Source organism: Cellulophaga omnivescoria (assembly GCF_001999725.1).
GTDB lineage: Bacteria > Bacteroidota > Bacteroidia > Flavobacteriales > Flavobacteriaceae > Cellulophaga > Cellulophaga omnivescoria.
Genome location: NZ_MDDP01000024.1, coordinates 34826 through 53098, shown reverse-complemented (window position 1 = coordinate 53098; position 18273 = coordinate 34826). Strand labels below are relative to the sequence as shown.

Sequence of the window (18273 nt, the reverse complement as noted above, 5' to 3'; positions counted from 1 at the left end):
AGTTGTTTGATTTTTAATGGCTTATATAATTTTGTTTTTTAATGTTCTCCGTAGCCAACATCATCCATTTTACCTTTAAAAACTTTGTATTGTATAACCATATAAATTGCAACTAGTACGGCAGCAATTGCAAACCAGTGAACACCTACAGAAAGTCCGTATTCATCTGCTGCAACATTATATAAAGTTAAATCTGGATTTATATTATTTGTAGATGGCAAAACCTTGGGAAATATTGAAGCTACAGTAGATGTTAATCCTCCAAATAAAAACAACGTAGAAAATACAAATCCCATTCCATGCTTTTTAAAATGTTTTACCTTAAATAAACCAAATAGGCCAATAAAAGCTATTAAAGGAAATATGCATAACAAAGGTTTGTCTATAAAATTATGAAAAGGATCTGGCTCTATAATGTGCCATACAGATATGGATATAATTACTAATGCAAGTAAAACTATATTTAAATTAAAAACTACTTTTTTTAGTTTTTCATTGATATCAGAATTAGTTTTAAATATAATCCAGTTTGCACCGTGTATTGTAAGCGCAACTACACCAATAATACCTAAAAGCAGGGTGAACCAATCTATAATACCTAGTTGTTCTGCGTGCGGACTAAAACTAGGGTTCCATAATGGTAAAAAGAAATAGTGTGCTTCATGCGTAGAAACACCATCTACAACATTGCCTAAATTTACGCCTCTAACAACATTACCCAATGCTACACCAAAAAAAAGTGCTAATAGTAAACTTGCAATTCCAAAAGCCTTATCCCATATAGTTTCCCATATTTTATTGTGTATTTGTCCCCGAAGTTCTAGTCCTATGGCTCTAAAAATAAGCAACCATAAAATTATAATTAATGGCAAATAAAACCCACTAAATGACGACGCATACAAAGTAGGGAAAGCAAAAAATAAAACACCACCAGAGGCAATTAGCCATACCTCATTAGCATCCCAAAAAGGACCTATTGCATTAGTTATTGCTTTTTTATCCTTTTCTTTTTTTGCAAAAAATAAATGTATAATTCCTGCCCCAAAATCATAACCATCTAAAATTACATAAATGGCAAGCATTGTCATTAGTATTATATACCAAAATAGTTCCATAATTAGTGGTTGTTTAGTTGTGGACCTTTATTTATAATTTTTCCTGCAAGCATTAAAAATAGCAAGCCAAGTAGTAAGTATAGGCCAATAAAGCCTAATAATGTAAAAAGTGTATTACCAGATGAAACTGTTGGCGAAGCCCCATCTGCGGTACGTAATAAATTGTATACAAGCCAAGGTTGCCTACCTAATTCAGCAGTGTACCAGCCTGTTGTATTGGCAATGTAAGGAAACGGCAACATAAACATTATAGACCATAATACCCATTTAGTTTTGTAAAGTTTTTTACGAAATAATTGTACAACAGCAACTAACATTAAACCAATAAAAATTGTGCCTAACCCTACCATAATATGGTAAGCATAATATAAGCTAGGTATGTTTGTAGGGTGCAAGTCTTTACTAAACTCATTTAATCCCTTAATTTCTGCATTCCAGTCTTGGTATGTTAAAAAGCTTAATATGTTGGGTACCGCAATTTTATTGTCTAATTTTTTTTCAAGCATATTGGGTTGTCCAATAAGAACAATTTCGGAGCCACCTTTTTCGGTTTCAAAAATACCTTCCATAGCGGCAAAAGTAACAGGCTGGTGTTTAGCCACATTTTTTGCAACTAAATCTCCTGTTGGGAAAGCTACCAATAGGCTAGATATTAAGCCAAAAATAACACCAGTTTTTAAAAATAACTTACCAAATTCATTGTGTTTATTATTTAATAGATAGAAAGCACCTATAGCAGCAACTACAAAAGAAGATGTTACTAATGATGCCGCTTGGTTATGTAGGTATGAAGGTAACAACCACGGGTTAGAAAAAAGCGCGCCAAAATTATTTAAAACAAACTTACCATTTTCTAAAATTTCATACCCAACAGGATATTGCATCCAGGAGTGCGTTGCAATTATTAAATAACCACTTGCCCAAGAGCCTAAAAACACAAGAAAACCAGTAACAAAATGCAGTTTATGACCTAAAAGTTTTTCACCAAAAATAAATAGGCCTAAAAAAGAAGATTCTAAAAAAAATGAAAACATACCTTCCATAGCTAAGGTTTGCCCAATAATACCACCTGTAAGCTCAGAAAACTTAGCCCAATTGGTGCCAAACTGAAATTCCATAGGAATACCAGTTACAACACCCATAGCAAAGTTAAGTGCAAAAATTTTCATCCAAAATTTAGCAGCTTCATTATATTTTAAAGTATTTGTTCTAAGAAATTTCCATTTAAAATAGACAATTATTAAGGATAAGCCCATTGTTAATTGCGGAAATAAATAATGAAATGTGATAGTAAACGCAAATTGCATTCTATCATAAAATAGCATGTCCTCCATATGCTTGTAAGTTTATGCTATAAAAATACAACACAGATGCTAAAAACTATGTAACATTTATTACAAATAAGTGTAAGAATTAAAAGTATTTATTTTTCTTTTTTTGTAATGATAAAAAACAATTCTTTCCCTGCTCTAGGTTTTATAGAATTGTAGGCTTCTTCCATAGTTTTAATCTTAAAATATGGAGTAAAATAAGTAAGATACTCTTCTTTAGAGCCACCAAAAGGAGGTTCGTTATCATTTAACGGTAGGTTAAAGAGTAACCCCGCAACTTTGCCATTTGTATTTAGTAAATTATAGGCTTTTAAAACGTATTTAGATCTTAAATTAGGGTTTATGGCGCAAAAAAAAGTTTGTTCAATAATTAAATCAAACTTTATGTCTAAATCAAAAAAATTAGAGTGGAGTAGGTGTTCTTTAGGAAAACTTGGTACTCTAGTGCTAAAATTATTTAATGCTGTTTTAGAAACATCTACAACATAAATATTTTTAAAATTGTTGTTATGTAAGTATTCTGCCTCATAACTATTTCCGCCACCAGGTATTAAAATACGTGTTTCTTTATTTTTTAATTGGTCAAAATAATTTTTTAAAGGTGTAGAAATTTCACCAATATCCCAACCAATATCGCTTTTTTTATACCTGTTGTCCCAATAATCTTCAGTAAGGTTCATTAGCTAGCTTGTGTAATAATAGATAGTAATTCGTTTTTTTGTAACACTCCAGACTGTCTCCAAACTTGTTTACCGTTTTTAAAAAGCACTAAAGTAGGCACGCCCTTTACTTGATATTTAGAGGCTAATGTTTGGTTTTTGTCAACATCAATTTTAATAATTGAAACCTGATCCTTTAAACTTTCTTTTACATCCTTTAAAATTGGGCTCATTGCTTTACAAGGGCCACACCATTCTGCATAAAAGTCTACTAAAACAGGGATGTCTTTATTTATGATTTCAGAAAATTTGCTCATACACAAAAGTTATAATGTTATGTAAGAGATAAAGTTACAATATGTCTAAAAATTACGTTAGTAATGAAGCTTAAAATTTTTATAAAAAAAAGCGATTTAGTGAAAACTAAATCGCTTTTTAGAGTTGTAGCGAGAACGAGAGTTGAACTCGTGACCTCCGGGTTATGAATCCGACGCTCTAACCAACTGAGCTACCTCGCCAGGTGTTTTTTTTAACGGGTGCAAATATATGTATCTTTTTTCTGTTTATCAAAATAAATTTTGATAAAAATATTATAGCTGTTTTAGTTTTATTATCATAAAGAAATATATATATTGCCTTTTCTAAACATTACGAGAATGAGCGATAAAATTAACTATGAACTAGAGTTTGTGATACAGTCCTCACCACAAATGCTTTACCAATATATATCTACACCATCAGGCTTATCTGAATGGTTTGCAGACAACGTTAACTCAAGAGGAGAAAAATTTACATTTATTTGGGACGGATCTGAAGAAGTTGCTAATTTGTTAAAGAAAAAAAGCGACGAATTTATTCGTTTTGCTTGGGAGGATGATGATGACGATTGTTATTTTGAACTTCGTATTAAGGTAGATGATATTACATCAGACGTTTCTTTATTTATTTCTGACTTTGCAGACGAAGATGAAGTAGAGGAAGGTAAATTATTATGGACAAATCAAATTTCTAGTTTAAAACAAGTCTTAGGATCTGCCTAGAAATTATGAAATAAACAATATCTTTGGCCTTGAATTTTTTTCAAGGCTTTTTTTTATGATAAATTTTAATGGAGAACTAGTAGAAAATAACACTTTATTTTTAAATGAAGAAAACAGAGGATTGCGTTATGGCGACTCATTGTTTGAAAGTATGCGTGTTGTAAATGGAAAAATTTATTTTTGGGAAGATCATTATTTACGCCTTATGGCTTCTATGCGAATTTTGCGTATGGAAATACCAATGAACTTTACAATGGAGTATTTAGAAGAGCAAATTTTAAATACTATTGAAGCTAGTAATTTGTTAAATGAAGCATTAAGAATAAGACTTACGGTTTTTAGAAACAATGGAGGTTTGTATTTGCCACAAACCAATAATGTTAGTTTTATTATAGAGACAAAAGTGTTAGAGAATGCATTTTATGTGCACTCTAATGAGCATTATGAGGTAGAACTTTTTAAAGATCATTATGTAAATACAGGTTTATTGTCTACATTAAAGTCTAACAACAAACTTATAAACGTTTTAGGAAGTATTTACGCTAAGGAAAATGGCTATAGCAACTGTTTGCTTTTAAATAACCAAAAACAAGTTGTAGAGGCTTTAAATGGTAATTTGTTTTTAGTTAAAGGAAATACAATAAAAACACCACCACTAAAGGATGGTTGTTTAAATGGTATTACACGTAAAAAATTAATTGCTAGTTTAGAGAAATTAGATAATTACACATTTAAAGAAGACTCTATTTCTCCTTTTGAATTGCAAAAGGCAGATGAGCTTTTTATAACTAATGCCATTACGGGTATACAGTCTATTACAAAATATAGAAAAAAGGAGTATTCTAATACAGTTGCAAAAGATTTACTAGGAAAGTTAAATGCAATAGCTAGATTATCTTAATTTAAGGCAGGGTTTTCTGGAGCATTAGACCATAAAAGATAATCACCACCTAATTGGTCCATTTTTTCTTTCCAAAGATTATTGGTGCATTTTTCTAAAATTTCGCTTTTTAATTCGTTTGTGGCTATAATCCAAGATTTAGAAGTTAGTTCATAATCTAATTGCATAGAATCCCAACCAGAATATCCTAAGAAAAAACGAATGTCCTTTTGGGTTATGATATTATTGTTTATGAGCCCAATTATTTTTTGAAAATCGCCACCCCAAAAAATACCATTAGATATTTCTATACTACCTTCTATAAGTTCTGGTACTTTGTGTATAAAGTATAAATTGTCTTGTTCTACGGGACCTCCGTTGTATACTTTAAAAGAAGGTTTAATGTCATCTACAAGGTCGTTAATGGTGTATTCTAGTGGTTTGTTTAAAATAAAACCTACAGAGCCATCATTATTATGTTCTGCTAATAATACTATAGACCTATTAAAAGACACATCACCTGTTAGTGAAGGTTCTGCTATAAGGAGGTTTCCTTTTTGGGGTTGGTTAATTGGCATATAATGGTGTTTATTCAATTAAATTAAATAAATTTTATGAGATATAAAAGATTACCACAAAAAAAAGCGCTTCTAACAAGTAGAAGCGCTTTTATATTTTACTAAAGTAAAGCTTAGTTTACAGAGTTGCTTAACTCAGTACCTGCTTTAAATTTAACAACGTTTTTAGCTGCAATTTTAATAGTTTTTCCAGTCTGTGGATTTCTACCATCTCTTGCCTCTCTTCTAGTTACAGACCAAGATCCAAAACCTACTAAAGAAACTCTACCACCTTTTTTAAGTGATCCTTCTACGTTTCCTAAAAAAGACTCTAATGCTTTTTTTGCTGCTGCTTTAGTGATGCCAGCGTCAGCTGCCATAGCATCGATTAATTCTGTTTTGTTCATAATTAAATTAAATTAATTGTTGTTTTTAATAACTTATATTCTTCTAACAAATTTATATGGATTTAACGTTAACGCAAGTAAATTGCAGGGAAATACATCATTTTGTTAATAACTAAGACTGTTTGTTAATAAAGTAGGGCTTTTTCTACGTGTTTTTATGCTCAAAATTGGCTTAGCTAGTCTAAATATGCGGTTTCTTTTAATTGTAAACCGTTTAAAACATCGCTTGTTTTCATTCTTTTCTTGCCAGAAAGTTGTATTTCTAACAGTTTTATGTAGCCATTAGGTACAGCAACTTTAATTGTTTTTTTATCAAAAACTAGTTTTCCCGGTTGTAAACTGTGTGTTTCTTCTATTAATTCTGTAGCGTAAATTTTTAAAACTGTTTTGCTGTTATCGTTATATAAGGTTGTCCAAGCTGCCGGATATGGGCTTAGACCTCTTATTAGGTTATAGGTTTTGGTAGCGTTTGCTGTCCAATCTATTTTACAAGTGTCTTTATGTATTTTGTAAGCCAGTTTTAAGTTGCTACTATCTTCTTGTTTTTTTGTAGTTACATTTTCATTTTCAATTAAGGCAACTGTTTCTATAACTAAATCCGCACCCAAATGCATTAACCTGTCATGTAATACGCCGGCGTTTTCTGTGGTAGAGATGTTTGTTTTTTTGTAAAGAATAGTTTCTCCTGTGTCTATTTTATCATCAATAAAGAAAGTGGTAACGCCTGTTTCTGTTTCTCCGTTTATAATTGCCCAGTTAATTGGAGCAGCACCACGGTATTGTGGTAATAAAGATGCGTGTAAGTTAAAGGTGCCATATTTTGGCATTTGCCATACAACTTTAGGGAGCATCCTAAATGCTACTACAATTTGTAGGTTAGCTTCAAGAGCTTTTAACTGTTCTACAAATGCAGGATTTTTTAAGTTAGTAGGCTGTAATATGTTAAGGTTATTTTTTTCTGCATATTGTTTTACCGCAGATGTATGTATTTTTCTACCACGTCCAGCTGGTTTGTCTGGAGCAGTAATTACACCAACCACATTGTATTTGTGTTGTATTAAACTATCTAATATGGTAACGGCAAAATCTGGCGTGCCCATAAAAACAATACGTAAATTGCTCATATTATTGTAATGTATATTTATTTTCTGTGTTTATATCTATTTTATCATCCTCTAATAAAAGTTGTAACGCTTCTATAATGGTCTCCTGTTTGTAAGGTAATAAATGTATTAATTCTCGTGAACTTAAAGTGGAGCTCTGTAATTTTTTAACTATATCTGTAGCTATAAGTTCTAAAACAGAACTGCTAGTACTAGGACCTTTGCTTAGGCAAACATCACACTTACCACATTTTTTCTTTTTTTCACCAAAATAGGCTAGTAGTTGTACATTTCTACAGATTCTATCATTATTAATATAATGTAGTATTGCTTCTATATTATTTATTTTAACCTGCTGTAATTCTTTTACTTTTTTAGAGAATGAATTTATGGTTTGGTCATCCTCTCTTGGTACTAAAAATGTAAGTTCCAAATCGCTATTTTGAGCGGTGTAATTAATAATTTCATCTTTTTTAAGCTTATCTAATGTATCAAGAATTGTAGATTCATTAATACTAGTTTTTTTTGCTAATAAAGATGTGTTTATTTTTATTGGGTACTCAAAAATACCACCATAGGTTCTTAAAAGTACTTGTATAATAGGAACAAGTTTATGGTGTGTACTTAAGTATTGGTTAAGTGTTGGTTTAGTGGCTATAAACTGTACTGTGGCTTGCTTATTATAGTTTTCTACTAAAGAAATTATAGAATGCTGATCTAATATTTTTAGTGCGTTATAAGTTAGCATTCCTTTTAGCTGATATGTATTGCAAAAATTATTAAAGTTTAATTGAAAAGTTTCTTGTGTATCCTCACCATATGATATTTGAAAATAGTTGTTTAATTTATTATAGAGTAGTTTTAAAAAGGCTATACTAGGTAAAACACTTAAAAACTGTTGTTTTACTTGGTTTTGGTCTTCTTTATTTAATAATAAAATAGCGTTAGCTTCTTGTTGGTCTCTGCCAGCTCTACCAGCTTCTTGGTAGTAATTTTCTATACTATCTGGTATTTGATAGTGTACAACCAATCGTACATCTGGTTTATCTATACCCATACCAAAGGCATTTGTTGCAACAATAATTTTAGTTTTATTGCTAAGCCAGTTGTTTAAAACTGTTTTTTTATCCTTTTTAGGTACTCCTCCGTGAAAAAAAGTAGTAGTAAAACCGTTTGTGTTTAAGTAGTTAGATATTTGTTCTGCTAAACGTCTTGTTCCAACATAAACAATAGCACTATTGTTAATTTGTGTGCAAAGTTGTTTTAATTGGTATAACTTATCTTCTGTCCATATAACTTTATAGGTAATATTGTCTCTAGAAAAAGAGTCTTTTATAGTTAATGAGTTCCTAAACTGAAGACTTTCTGTAATATCTAAAGCAACTTTTTTAGTAGCGGTAGCGGTTAAAGCAATAACAGGTACAATAGGAAAAATGTCTCTTAATACACTACAATTTTGGTATGCAGGTCTAAAGTCGTTTCCCCATTGAGATATACAATGAGCTTCATCAATAGCAATTAGGTTAACGTTCATTTGCTGTAACCGTTCCTTAACCAAATCTTGCTGTAAGCGTTCTGGAGACAAATACAAAAATTTGTAATTGCCAAATACACAATTGTCTAACAGGTTGTTTACTTCTTCAAAAGAAATACCTCCGGTAAGTGCTAGTGCTTTTATGCCTTTTTCTTTAAGGCTATTTACTTGGTCTTCAATTAAAGCAATTAAAGGAGAAACTACAATGCAAATACCATCTTGTAAAAGAGCAGGTATTTGGTAGCAAACAGATTTTCCTCCGCCGGTAGGTAAAAGTGCTAAAACATCTTTTTGTTCTAGAACTGCTTTAATAATTTTTTCTTGCGAGCCCCTAAAGCTGGTATAACCCCAGTATTGTTGTAAAATATCTTGCGGACTCTTCTGCACTAGCTAATATTTAGAGTTTTTAATATAAAATTAGTTCGTTCTTCCACAGTACCAGTAGGTACAATAATAGGGGAATAACCAAAATCTCTGTATGTTTTGTCTAACAAATTATGCAATCTTTTTGCCTCTTCAAAATCTTCATACCTTTCATTGTCGTTAGAGTGAATTTCTTCCCAAGGCGGAAAAATAAATACTACATCGTACTTGGTGTTTGTACAAGCTTGGTTGTAATTATCACCGTAAACAATATCAGTTCCGTTTAGGTATGCAACAACGTCTGGCACGCCTCTATCTAAAAAAACAATATCCTTGTCTAGTGCACTGGCACTATGGTATTGTTTTATACGTCCTTCTAATAACTTATCACTAAATAATAAAGGATTTGTTAAAAAAAGTTGTGTAATACCTTCTTCTCTGGCAGCCAGGGTTACATCTCTAGATATTTCGTGTAAACAAGTATACCCAAGAGCATCTATTTTATTAATAACTGTTGTTTTTCCCGTACTAGGACCGCCTGTAATAACTATTTTTTTTGGTTTCAATATGCTAAATTAATGTTACAAAGATAACTAAAATACGAACGACACAAAAAGTAGTATAAAATACAGTATTACATTATATTTGTAAAAAATAAAGTATGAACAAGGATAATCCAGAAGAATTTTATGCAAGGTTAAAAGAGCAGCTAGAGTTAAACAACAGTTGGCCATCTAATTACCTGTATAAATTTATTATTCCTACAGATGTAGAAAAGTTTAAACAAATAGAAGAAGTTTTTAATAATACAGGAGCAGTTATAGAGTCTAAAAAGTCTAAAAACGGCAAATATACTAGTGTTTCAATTACTGTTAATTTAAAAAATCCTGATGCTGTAATAGCCAAATACAAAGAAGTTGGTAAAATAAAAGGGGTAATATCTTTATAAAACCACCTATAAATGGTGTTTGTTTTATTTATTTTAGTACTTTGCAGAACCTAAGCGTATAACTTCACGTTTAGAATATAAATTAGCATAAATCTTTTTTAGTTTGAATTTAGTAGAAAACTTACAGTATAATACTGAGCGAGACCAGCTCATTATTCCAGAATATGGTCGTCATTTTCAAAAAATGGTAGACTACGCAGTATCTATAGAAGATGCCGAAGAACGTAACAAAGTGGCTAAAGCTATAATTAGCGTTATGGGTAATTTGCAGCCTCACCTTAGGGATGTGCCAGATTTTCAGCACAAGCTTTGGGATCAGTTGTTTATAATGTCAGATTTTAAACTAGATGTAGAATCTCCTTTTCCTATTACAACTAAGGAAATGTTGCAAGAGCGTCCGGAGCCATTAGAGTATCCACAAAATTTTCCGAAGTACAGATTTTATGGTAACAATATTAAACGTATGATAGATGTTGCTGTAGAATGGGAGAAAGGTGATATGAGAGACGGATTGGAGTATGCTATTGCTAACCATATGAAAAAATGTTACCTTAATTGGAACAAAGACGTAGTGGATGATAGCGCTATTTTTAATCATTTATATGAGTTAAGTGATGGTAGAATTGATTTAGCTGCAAAAAATGAAACACTAACTGATAGTGGACAGTTTTTAAAGAATAAAGTTGCAAAGTCTAATACAAGGTACACAAACGGAAAAAATAATCAGAGAAATAACAACAACCGAGGTAAAAAACGGTACTAAATAATATAGTCTTTAATGGGGACATTTAAAATTGAAGGCGGACAACGTCTACAAGGAGATATTACTCCGCAAGGAGCAAAAAATGAAGCTTTACAAATATTATGTGCGGTTTTATTAACACCAGAAGAGGTGCAAATTAATAATATACCAGATATAGTTGATGTAAATAAACTTATAGCTTTATTGGAAGATTTGGGTGTAAAAATCCAAAAAAGAGGAAAAGGTTCTTATACATTTAAGGCTGATGATGTAAACTTAGATTACCTCCAATCTGACCAATTTAAAGAAGATGGACGTGGTTTACGTGGATCTATAATGCTTGTTGGCCCTTTATTAGCTCGTTTTGGTAAGGGATATATTCCTAAGCCAGGAGGTGATAAAATTGGCCGTCGTAGATTAGATACTCACTTTGAAGGGTTTATTAACCTAGGGGCAAAATTTAGATATAATAAAGAAGAATATTTTTACGGTGTAGAAGCAGAGAAATTAAAGGGCACATATATGCTTTTAGATGAAGCTTCTGTAACCGGTACAGCTAATATTGTAATGGCAGCTGTTTTAGCAGAAGGTACTACAACAATATATAATGCAGCTTGTGAACCATATTTACAACAGTTGTGTAAAATGCTTAACCGCATGGGAGCAAAAATTACAGGTGTTGGTTCTAATCTTTTAGTTATTGAAGGTGTAGATGCATTAGGAGGTACAGAACACAGAATGTTACCAGATATGATTGAAATTGGTAGCTGGATTGGACTTGCTGCAATGACCAAAAGTGAGCTTACAATTAAAAATGTAAGTTGGGACGATTTAGGGCAAATACCTACTGTTTTTAGAAAATTAGGAATTACTTTAGAGCGCAGAGGTGATGATATTTTTATACCAGAACATAAAGATGGTTATGAGATACAAAATTACATAGACGGTTCTATTTTAACTATTGCAGATGCGCCTTGGCCTGGTTTAACTCCAGATTTGTTAAGTATAATACTAGTTGTAGCTACGCAAGCAAGAGGTGAGGTGTTAATACACCAGAAGATGTTTGAGAGCCGTTTGTTTTTTGTAGATAAATTATTAGATATGGGAGCCAAAGTTATTTTGTGTGATCCGCACAGAGCAACAGTTATTGGTCACGATTTTAAATCAACCTTAAAGGCAACTACAATGGTATCTCCAGATATTAGAGCAGGTGTATCTTTATTAATTGCGGCATTATCAGCCAAAGGAACGTCTACAATACACAATATAGAGCAAATAGATAGAGGTTACGAAAATATAGATGAACGTTTAAGAGCTATTGGAGCAAAAATTACAAGGGTTTAATTAGTAGTTAACCAAAACCCTGTGCGCTGCACGGTTCTAAAAATTGTCCAACCTAATAAGAGTGTTAAAATAATTACTCTTATTAGGTTGTTTTTTTTTATAGCTTGTTTGGCTTTTTCTAAAGATCCAACACCTTTTATTATGGTTGCGTGTTTAGTTTCTATAATTACGTAATGTTGTACCCATAATGCGCAAATAACAATAGAACTTGTAATAGTGTAAAGGTCTTGTTTATGCACCAACTGTATAATTACCGAAGTAAGGTGTACTGGGCCTAAAAGTAAGGCAAATAAGTATATCTGATCTCTTTTATCTCTGTACCACTTTATGAGCTCTGCTTTAGAGTAATAATTAAAAGATGGGTAAATAATAACTTGGAGCAAGCTAAAAACAATTAGGGAGCCAAACTCAAACATAAGTCTTACAATATCAATCATTTGGTGTAATTTAGGTTTGTAATTAGCTTATGCTTAAAATACTAAAAAAAAAGTAAAATACCCTGTGTTTTTTTAAAGCTTTACTATTTTTTTACTGTAAAGTACCAAATAAAGACTCTAATTTATCTTTTCGGTACTTAAATATTTCTTCTAATTTAGGTTTTACTAAAAAAGGATGAACCATTTGGCCTAAAATTCCAAAAGGAACTTTGTAGTCTATAATATCTTCCATTTCTACACCACCTTCTATTTCTTTAATAAAATGCTTATGGTGCCATAAAGCATACGGGCCAAAACGTTGCTCATCTACAAAATACTTATTTTTTACCATATGCGTAATTTCTGTAACCCATTTGGTTTTTATACCTAAAACTGGAGTAACAATATATTGTATTATTTGTCCTTGATACATTGGCCTATCTGCACCAGATAAAATAATAAACCCCATATAGTCTGGCGTTATAGTTTTTAAGTTTTCTGGTTTTGATAAAAACTCCCAGGCTTGGTCTATGGTAATAGGTAGTTTTTGTTTTTTATGTAAAGTATATATTTTCATATTTAGTTATAAATTAAAATATATGCATTTAATGATGTAGCTATACACAACCAAATAATATATGGTAAAATTAATATTGATATATTTTTAACAATAGACTTGTACTTGTAAAACATATAAATTACTAGTAAAGTTAATGCTGTAATTAGTACTAAACCTATACTTATGTAATGTTGATTAAAAAATGCAAAATTCCATCCAACGTTTAAAAACCATTGTATGGCGAATAGTAAAATAAACTTAAAGTTTTTGCTGTGTTTGGCTAAAAAACCTAAGTAAACTGCAAAACAAAGCATAATAATGGTCCAAGCAGTACCAAAAACCCAACCTGGAGGTGTCCAAGGAGCTTTATTTAGTTGTACGTACCAATTAGATTGTGCTCCGTTATCCATTAATAAAACACCTAATGCTAAAGCACTAAAATTTAGTATTAAAAATAAAACAATATGTTTAATTAGTTTCATGTTTATCTTTTAATAACAGTGCTATTTTATCTTGTATAGCTTCGGCTTCTGCAAATTTAGCATCACTAGCACTACGGTTACTTGCAGAAAGTACATGACATTCTTTCATAAGTTTTTTGTATTGCTCTTGTAATTTCTCTAATTGAGATTTCTTTTTAAATAGTCCAAACATAATTATTTAGTTAAATGTTTAGTTATTTTTTTACTCAAAGGATTTGTGGTAGAGTAGTAGTAGTCTACAAACATACCTTCTTCATCAATCAAATATTTTTGAAAATTCCATTTTACGGTGGTGCTGGTATTCCCGTTTATGTCTTTATTTGTAAGCCAAGCATAAAGTGGGTGTTGGTTAGCACCTTTTACATCTAATTTTTCTGTCATTACAAATGATACGCCATAATTTCTCTGGCAAAAAGTTTTAATTTCTTCCTCAGTACCAGATTCTTGGCTACCAAATTGATTGCAGGGCGCACCTATAATCATAAGGTTTTCTTTGTAAGTGTCATAAAGCTCTTGTAATTCTTTATACTGACCGGTAAAACCGCATTTAGATGCTACATTTACAAATAGTATTTTTTTACCCTTATAGTCTCCTAAATTAATTGGTTTACCTTCTAGGCCAGTAACTTTAATGTCATAAATGCTGAAACTTGGCTTAACTTTTTGTTTAGATGAGCAAGAAGAAAATATAGTAAGTAATGTAATCATAACTAATAGTTTCATTTAAAGTTTAAAATTTACAATTCCACAGTCAACCTCCATAATTTGGCCTGAAATGCTCTGTGTTTTTTCACTAATTAAAAAACTGGCCATATGTGCAACGTCAGTTGGGTCTAAAAAACGTTTTAAAGGATGCCTTTCTTTAATATTTTCAATCATTTTTTCATTACGTAATAATTTTGCAGCTAAATCTGTGTCTGTTACAGTTGGCGCAATAGCATTGACACGTATTGTGGGTGCAAGTTCTGCTCCCAGAGATTTAACCAAGCCCTCTACACCGGCTTTAGCGGTAGCAATACTTGCATGATATGGCATACCTAACTTTGTAGCTACAGTACTAAAAAGTAATATGGTGGGTTGCTGCCCTTTTTTTAAAGCTGTTAAATAATGTTTAATAGTTTTTACTGCACCTATAACATTAATTTCAAAATCTTCTTTAAAATCTTCAATACTTAAACGGCCTATGGGCTTAAGATTAATACTTCCAGGGCAATATATTAGGTTGTCTATAGCCTCCAAATTAGGTAAATTATCTGTGAGAATATCACAGCTAAAATGTGTTAGGTTTTGATGCTCTAACTCTGGTGCAGTTCTGCTAATAACAATAATTTTTTGTGTGTTAATAAGCTCTTTAGTAATGGCAAATCCTATTCCTTTGCTACCACCAACAATAACAGTAGTTTTCATTAATATTATTTTAAATTAGAGCAAAGGAATACCTGTTGGACAAGTATAATTTGCCAATTATTTTTAGATATTTTAAGGTGTTTTATGGTAGCAACACTATGGTAGAGGCTGCATATTTAGCCTTTTCTCTACTTTACGTTTTATTGCAGTAAGACGCTTCATTAAATCCATAATTTCTTCGTCCTTATTTTCTTTATAAATAGTATTTAGTTCAAGAATAAGGGATTTAGCTTCACGAGAAATTTCAACTCTTTCGCTGTTAGATAATGACTTCATCTTTCTCTTCTCAAACTCTAATGCTTTATCTATAATCTCCATATTGTTAATGTTTTAAATAGTTTTGTATTTCTGTTATTTTTGTGGCGCTGTTAAACTCACCACCGTAAAAAGCAGTTACTGTTGTAGATGTATCATCTTTTACACCTCTAGATGCTACGCACAAATGTTTTGCATCTATAATTACAGCAACGTCTTCTGTTTTTAATATTTTTTGGAGCTCCACGCCAATTTGGTTGGTTAAGCGCTCTTGTACTTGTGGTCTTTTAGCGTAGTATTGTACAATTCTGTTTAGTTTAGATAAACCTATTACTTTACCAGAAGATTTGTACGCTACGTGTGCTTTACCTATAATAGGAACAAAATGATGCTCGCAATTAGAGTAAAATGTAATGTTTTTTTCAACAAGTATTTGGTTATATTGGTATTTATTTTCAAATAAAGCAATTTTTGGCTTATTTTTTGGGTTTAAACCACAAAAAATTTCATCTATATACATTTTTGCAACACGTTTTGGTGTTCCTTGCAAAGAGTCATCTGTTAAATCTAACCCTATTACATCCATAATTTGTCCAAATAGTTTTTCTATTTTCTCTTTTTTCTCTTCATCAGAAAGGACAAAGGCGTCTGGTTTTAGAGGTGTTTCTAAACCTGTAAATAAATGATCATCTCCTATATCTTCTACAGATATGTTGTTGGCTATGTTTGCTAAATTTATGGTATTTATACTCATTATATTTTATAATAATTATGGCAATAAACTACTTATTATTTATATAAAACAGTTTATTCAATATCTTTTACTTATAGTGTTATTTGTAATTTGTTTTTGTCTACTACATTTAAAACGTCCGCTAACAAATGTTCTCAGTTTTGCGTGTTTTGTTTTACGTCCCTGCACCCTTTTTCGCCACATTTTAAAACTGCTTGGTTTCATTTCTGTCCGCATTAGAGTAATAACTTCTTTTTCAGTTAATCCAAATTGAAATTTAATTGCATCAAAAGTAGTTCTGTCTTCCCAAGCCATTTCAATTATTCGGTCTATTTGTTGTATGGTTAAACTCATTTTTATGCAACTAATTTGTTAATCATTCCATTAAAAATAAACATATGAAAAGGAAGTACACTATACCAATACAGCCTACCTGCCAAACCTCGTGGTCTAAAAGTAGCAGTTTGTTTTAATATGTTTTCTTCAATCTTAAACTCAAGCCAAGCTTCGCCGGGTAACTTCATTTCTGCATAAAGGAGTAATTTTTGTTGTTCTTTGTCTGCAAATATTACCCTCCAAAAGTCTAATGCATCGCCAGAGCTTAAATCTGTAGCGCTTGTTCTTCCTCTTCGTAAGCCTATGCCTCCAAAAAGTTTGTCTAAATACCCTCTAAATTTCCATAATATTGTACCGTAATACCAGCCCGTAGGACCGCCTATAGCCCAAATTTTATTAATAGTCTTAATTTTGTTTGTAACCTTACGCTCTTTATAATCGGTAAAGCAACCATATTTTGGTACGTTTACGTATTTATGTAAATTGGCTTTTAATCTACCACTGCTAACAATAGAATCTTTCCAGCTAGATACAATGCTATTTTGTTCTATCTTCTCAAAAGCTAATTCTACGGCCTTCTTATAACTAATAGGCTCTATGTTTAAAATAGAATTAATATTGCTTGGTTTACCTATAATTTCTACCCCCATACTTTTAACAAGTGTAGATGCTAGTTTATATGATGTAGATGTTACAAAGTACAACCAGTATGATGATAATTTGGGAGTCATTACAGGTACTGTAACTATTGTTCTTTTAAGGCCTCTAACCTTTGCAAACTGTAATAGCATTTGCTTGTAGGTAAGTACATTAGGTCCAAAAATATCTATCCCTTTATTATAAACTTCCTTTTTTAATAGAGCTTTGGATAAAAATAAAAGAACATCCCTAACAGCTAAAGGTTGTGTTTTGGTATTTAGCCATTTAGGAGCAACCATTACCGGTAATTTTTCTACCAAATCTCTTATAATTTCAAAAGAAGAACTACCAGATCCCACAATAATACCAGCTCTAAATGTAGTAAGAGCATATTTGTTAGATGCAAGTGTTTCTTCTACTAACTTTCTAGAAGATAAATGCATAGATAGTTTAGGGTCATTAGTAATTCCGCTTAAATAAATTACTTGCTCTGTGTTGGTTTGTTCAATGTAATTTTTAAAATTAATGGCGCACTGTTCTTCTAACGATTTAAAATTGGTAGCAGAGTTAGACATAGAATGCATTAGGTAGTAAGCTACATCAATATCTTTAGGAATGGCTTGTAATGAACTCTTTTTTAAAAAATCTGCCTCTACAACAGTAATTAAAGGTTCGTTTTTATACCATTCTTCAGCTCTTAATTTGTCTCTAACAACACATACAACATTGTGGCCCTCTTCAATTAAAAGGGGCACTAGTCTTTTGCCTATGTAGCCTGTTGTACCTGTTACTAGTATTTTCATTTATTTTGGTCTTTGGTATTCAAATCTTATGTTTGTTTCTGGCACTGCATAAGCATCTAAACCATTAATGGCTGCCACTTTACCTTTAGATAAATCTATTAATCCATCTTGTTGTAAAAGATCTTCCTTTACATATAAATTGATAATTTCTCCTATAACCAAAATTGTATCGTTAGCAACAATATTCATTTCTTCTATAAATTTTAACTCTAATTGTACAGGAGCATTTTTTACAAAAGGGGCAGTGCAGTTACCTATATATTCTGGCTGTAAATTGGTTTTGTTAAATTCAGATATGTTCTCTGGGTATTTAGCAGATGTATGGTGTGCATCTTCTAAAATATCTTGGTGTATGTGGTTAATTGTATATGTTTTGGTTTCTATTATATTTTTGTAAGTATGTCTAGGTACTGTTGTTGGCCTACAAATAAAACCTAACAATGCGGGGTTAGAACCCAAATGTACAACAGAACTAAAAACAGCAACATTCTCTTGTCCGTTTACAGATTTAGTGCCAATTAAGTTGGCAGATTTGTAACCAGTTGCACTGTTTATTAAGTTAATTTTAAACAAATGTTCTAGTTCTTTTATGTTATTGGTGTTGTATTTTATCATTGTT

At 31.5% G+C, this 18273-nt stretch carries 25 protein-coding genes and 1 tRNA gene; 5 read left to right on the top strand and 21 right to left on the bottom strand.

Going from position 1 to position 18273, the window contains the following annotated elements:
- Positions 1–38: 38 nt before the first annotated feature.
- The 5 genes from cydB to BFJ87_RS11645 form a co-directional block, all read right to left on the bottom strand.
- Positions 39–1115, bottom strand: coding sequence for a cytochrome d ubiquinol oxidase subunit II (gene cydB, locus BFJ87_RS11665; protein ID WP_077404597.1), 1077 nt, complete (start codon positions 1113–1115; stop codon positions 39–41).
- Positions 1116–1117: 2 nt separating this feature from the next.
- Positions 1118–2449, bottom strand: coding sequence for a cytochrome ubiquinol oxidase subunit I (locus tag BFJ87_RS11660; protein ID WP_077404594.1), 1332 nt, complete (start codon positions 2447–2449; stop codon positions 1118–1120).
- An 89-nt stretch (positions 2450–2538) separates the two neighbouring features.
- Entirely contained in the window at positions 2539–3126 is a 588-nt protein-coding gene (locus BFJ87_RS11655) for a class I SAM-dependent methyltransferase (protein WP_077404589.1), read from the bottom strand.
- Positions 3126–3422 carry a thioredoxin gene (trxA, locus tag BFJ87_RS11650; protein WP_077404586.1) on the bottom strand — a complete coding sequence of 99 codons (297 nt, stop codon included), beginning with the start codon at positions 3420–3422 and terminating at the stop codon, positions 3126–3128. Before trxA ends, BFJ87_RS11655 begins: the two co-directional genes overlap by 1 nt.
- A gap of 127 nt (positions 3423–3549) precedes the next feature.
- A tRNA-Met gene (locus tag BFJ87_RS11645) sits at positions 3550–3623 on the bottom strand.
- Positions 3624–3761: 138 nt separating this feature from the next.
- On the opposite strand from BFJ87_RS11645, the gene BFJ87_RS11640 reads away from it, so the two are divergent.
- Both BFJ87_RS11640 and BFJ87_RS11635 read left to right on the top strand, forming a co-directional pair.
- Positions 3762–4145, top strand: coding sequence for an START-like domain-containing protein (locus tag BFJ87_RS11640; protein ID WP_077404583.1), 384 nt, complete (start codon positions 3762–3764; stop codon positions 4143–4145).
- A 55-nt stretch (positions 4146–4200) separates the two neighbouring features.
- Positions 4201–5046, top strand: coding sequence for an aminotransferase class IV (locus BFJ87_RS11635; RefSeq protein ID WP_077404580.1), 846 nt, complete (start codon positions 4201–4203; stop codon positions 5044–5046).
- Here the strand turns inward: BFJ87_RS11635 and BFJ87_RS11630 are convergent.
- The 5 genes from BFJ87_RS11630 to BFJ87_RS11610 all read right to left on the bottom strand — a co-directional run bounded on the left by BFJ87_RS11630 (position 5043) and on the right by BFJ87_RS11610 (position 9555).
- Positions 5043–5603 carry a YqgE/AlgH family protein gene (locus tag BFJ87_RS11630; RefSeq protein WP_077404577.1) on the bottom strand — a complete coding sequence of 187 codons (561 nt, stop codon included), beginning with the start codon at positions 5601–5603 and terminating at the stop codon, positions 5043–5045. The genes BFJ87_RS11635 and BFJ87_RS11630 overlap by 4 nt on opposite strands.
- A gap of 113 nt (positions 5604–5716) precedes the next feature.
- Positions 5717–5989: an HU family DNA-binding protein gene (locus BFJ87_RS11625; RefSeq protein WP_072302490.1), complete on the bottom strand. Its 273-nt coding sequence runs from the start codon at positions 5987–5989 to the stop codon at positions 5717–5719.
- 176 nt (positions 5990–6165) lie between these two features.
- Entirely contained in the window at positions 6166–7113 is a 948-nt protein-coding gene (gene fmt / locus BFJ87_RS11620; protein ID WP_077404574.1) for a methionyl-tRNA formyltransferase, read from the bottom strand.
- A gap of 1 nt (position 7114) precedes the next feature.
- Positions 7115–9013: a RecQ family ATP-dependent DNA helicase gene (locus BFJ87_RS11615; protein ID WP_077404571.1), complete on the bottom strand. Its 1899-nt coding sequence runs from the start codon at positions 9011–9013 to the stop codon at positions 7115–7117.
- The gene (locus tag BFJ87_RS11610; protein ID WP_077404568.1) at positions 9013–9555 is read right to left on the bottom strand and encodes an AAA family ATPase; all 543 of its coding nucleotides are present in this window, start codon (positions 9553–9555) and stop codon (positions 9013–9015) included. Before BFJ87_RS11610 ends, BFJ87_RS11615 begins: the two co-directional genes overlap by 1 nt.
- Before the next feature lie 95 nt (positions 9556–9650).
- Between BFJ87_RS11610 and BFJ87_RS11605 the strand changes: the two genes are divergently transcribed.
- From BFJ87_RS11605 to murA, 3 genes are all read left to right on the top strand, one after another.
- The gene (locus BFJ87_RS11605) at positions 9651–9938 is read left to right on the top strand and encodes a DUF493 family protein (RefSeq protein WP_077404565.1); all 288 of its coding nucleotides are present in this window, start codon (positions 9651–9653) and stop codon (positions 9936–9938) included.
- A 103-nt stretch (positions 9939–10041) separates the two neighbouring features.
- Entirely contained in the window at positions 10042–10701 is a 660-nt protein-coding gene (locus BFJ87_RS11600) for a DUF4290 domain-containing protein (RefSeq protein WP_077404562.1), read from the top strand.
- Positions 10702–10716: 15 nt separating this feature from the next.
- Entirely contained in the window at positions 10717–12024 is a 1308-nt protein-coding gene (gene murA, locus BFJ87_RS11595) for a UDP-N-acetylglucosamine 1-carboxyvinyltransferase (RefSeq protein WP_077404558.1), read from the top strand.
- On the opposite strand, the gene BFJ87_RS11590 is transcribed toward murA, so the two are convergent.
- The 11 genes from BFJ87_RS11590 to BFJ87_RS11540 all read right to left on the bottom strand — a co-directional run bounded on the left by BFJ87_RS11590 (position 12021) and on the right by BFJ87_RS11540 (position 18269).
- Complete coding sequence (locus tag BFJ87_RS11590; protein WP_077404555.1) at positions 12021–12461, bottom strand: hypothetical protein; 441 nt, start codon at positions 12459–12461, stop codon at positions 12021–12023. The two genes, murA and BFJ87_RS11590, sit on opposite strands and share 4 nt — an antisense overlap.
- Before the next feature lie 91 nt (positions 12462–12552).
- Complete coding sequence (locus BFJ87_RS11585; protein ID WP_077404552.1) at positions 12553–13017, bottom strand: SRPBCC family protein; 465 nt, start codon at positions 13015–13017, stop codon at positions 12553–12555.
- Between the two features lie 2 nt (positions 13018–13019).
- On the bottom strand, positions 13020–13481 hold the full coding sequence (locus tag BFJ87_RS11580; RefSeq protein WP_077404549.1) for a TspO/MBR family protein: 462 nt from the start codon (positions 13479–13481) through the stop codon (positions 13020–13022).
- Positions 13468–13653, bottom strand: coding sequence for a Lacal_2735 family protein (locus BFJ87_RS11575; protein ID WP_077404546.1), 186 nt, complete (start codon positions 13651–13653; stop codon positions 13468–13470). Before BFJ87_RS11575 ends, BFJ87_RS11580 begins: the two co-directional genes overlap by 14 nt.
- Before the next feature lie 2 nt (positions 13654–13655).
- A complete protein-coding gene (locus BFJ87_RS11570; protein WP_245799630.1) occupies positions 13656–14189 on the bottom strand; it encodes a glutathione peroxidase in 534 nt (177 codons plus the stop codon).
- A 15-nt stretch (positions 14190–14204) separates the two neighbouring features.
- The gene (locus tag BFJ87_RS11565; RefSeq protein ID WP_077404540.1) at positions 14205–14888 is read right to left on the bottom strand and encodes an SDR family NAD(P)-dependent oxidoreductase; all 684 of its coding nucleotides are present in this window, start codon (positions 14886–14888) and stop codon (positions 14205–14207) included.
- Positions 14889–14984: 96 nt separating this feature from the next.
- Positions 14985–15206 carry a hypothetical protein gene (locus BFJ87_RS11560; protein ID WP_013622727.1) on the bottom strand — a complete coding sequence of 74 codons (222 nt, stop codon included), beginning with the start codon at positions 15204–15206 and terminating at the stop codon, positions 14985–14987.
- 4 nt (positions 15207–15210) lie between these two features.
- Positions 15211–15897 (bottom strand): GTP cyclohydrolase I FolE, encoded by a 687-nt coding sequence (gene folE, locus BFJ87_RS11555; RefSeq protein WP_077404537.1) that lies wholly within the window; start codon positions 15895–15897, stop codon positions 15211–15213.
- Between the two features lie 57 nt (positions 15898–15954).
- Positions 15955–16230: a TIGR03643 family protein gene (locus BFJ87_RS11550; protein ID WP_077404534.1), complete on the bottom strand. Its 276-nt coding sequence runs from the start codon at positions 16228–16230 to the stop codon at positions 15955–15957.
- A gap of 2 nt (positions 16231–16232) precedes the next feature.
- Positions 16233–17654: an SDR family oxidoreductase gene (locus tag BFJ87_RS11545; protein ID WP_077404531.1), complete on the bottom strand. Its 1422-nt coding sequence runs from the start codon at positions 17652–17654 to the stop codon at positions 16233–16235.
- On the bottom strand, positions 17655–18269 hold the full coding sequence (locus BFJ87_RS11540; RefSeq protein WP_077404527.1) for a flavin reductase family protein: 615 nt from the start codon (positions 18267–18269) through the stop codon (positions 17655–17657).
- Positions 18270–18273 lie beyond the last annotated feature (4 nt).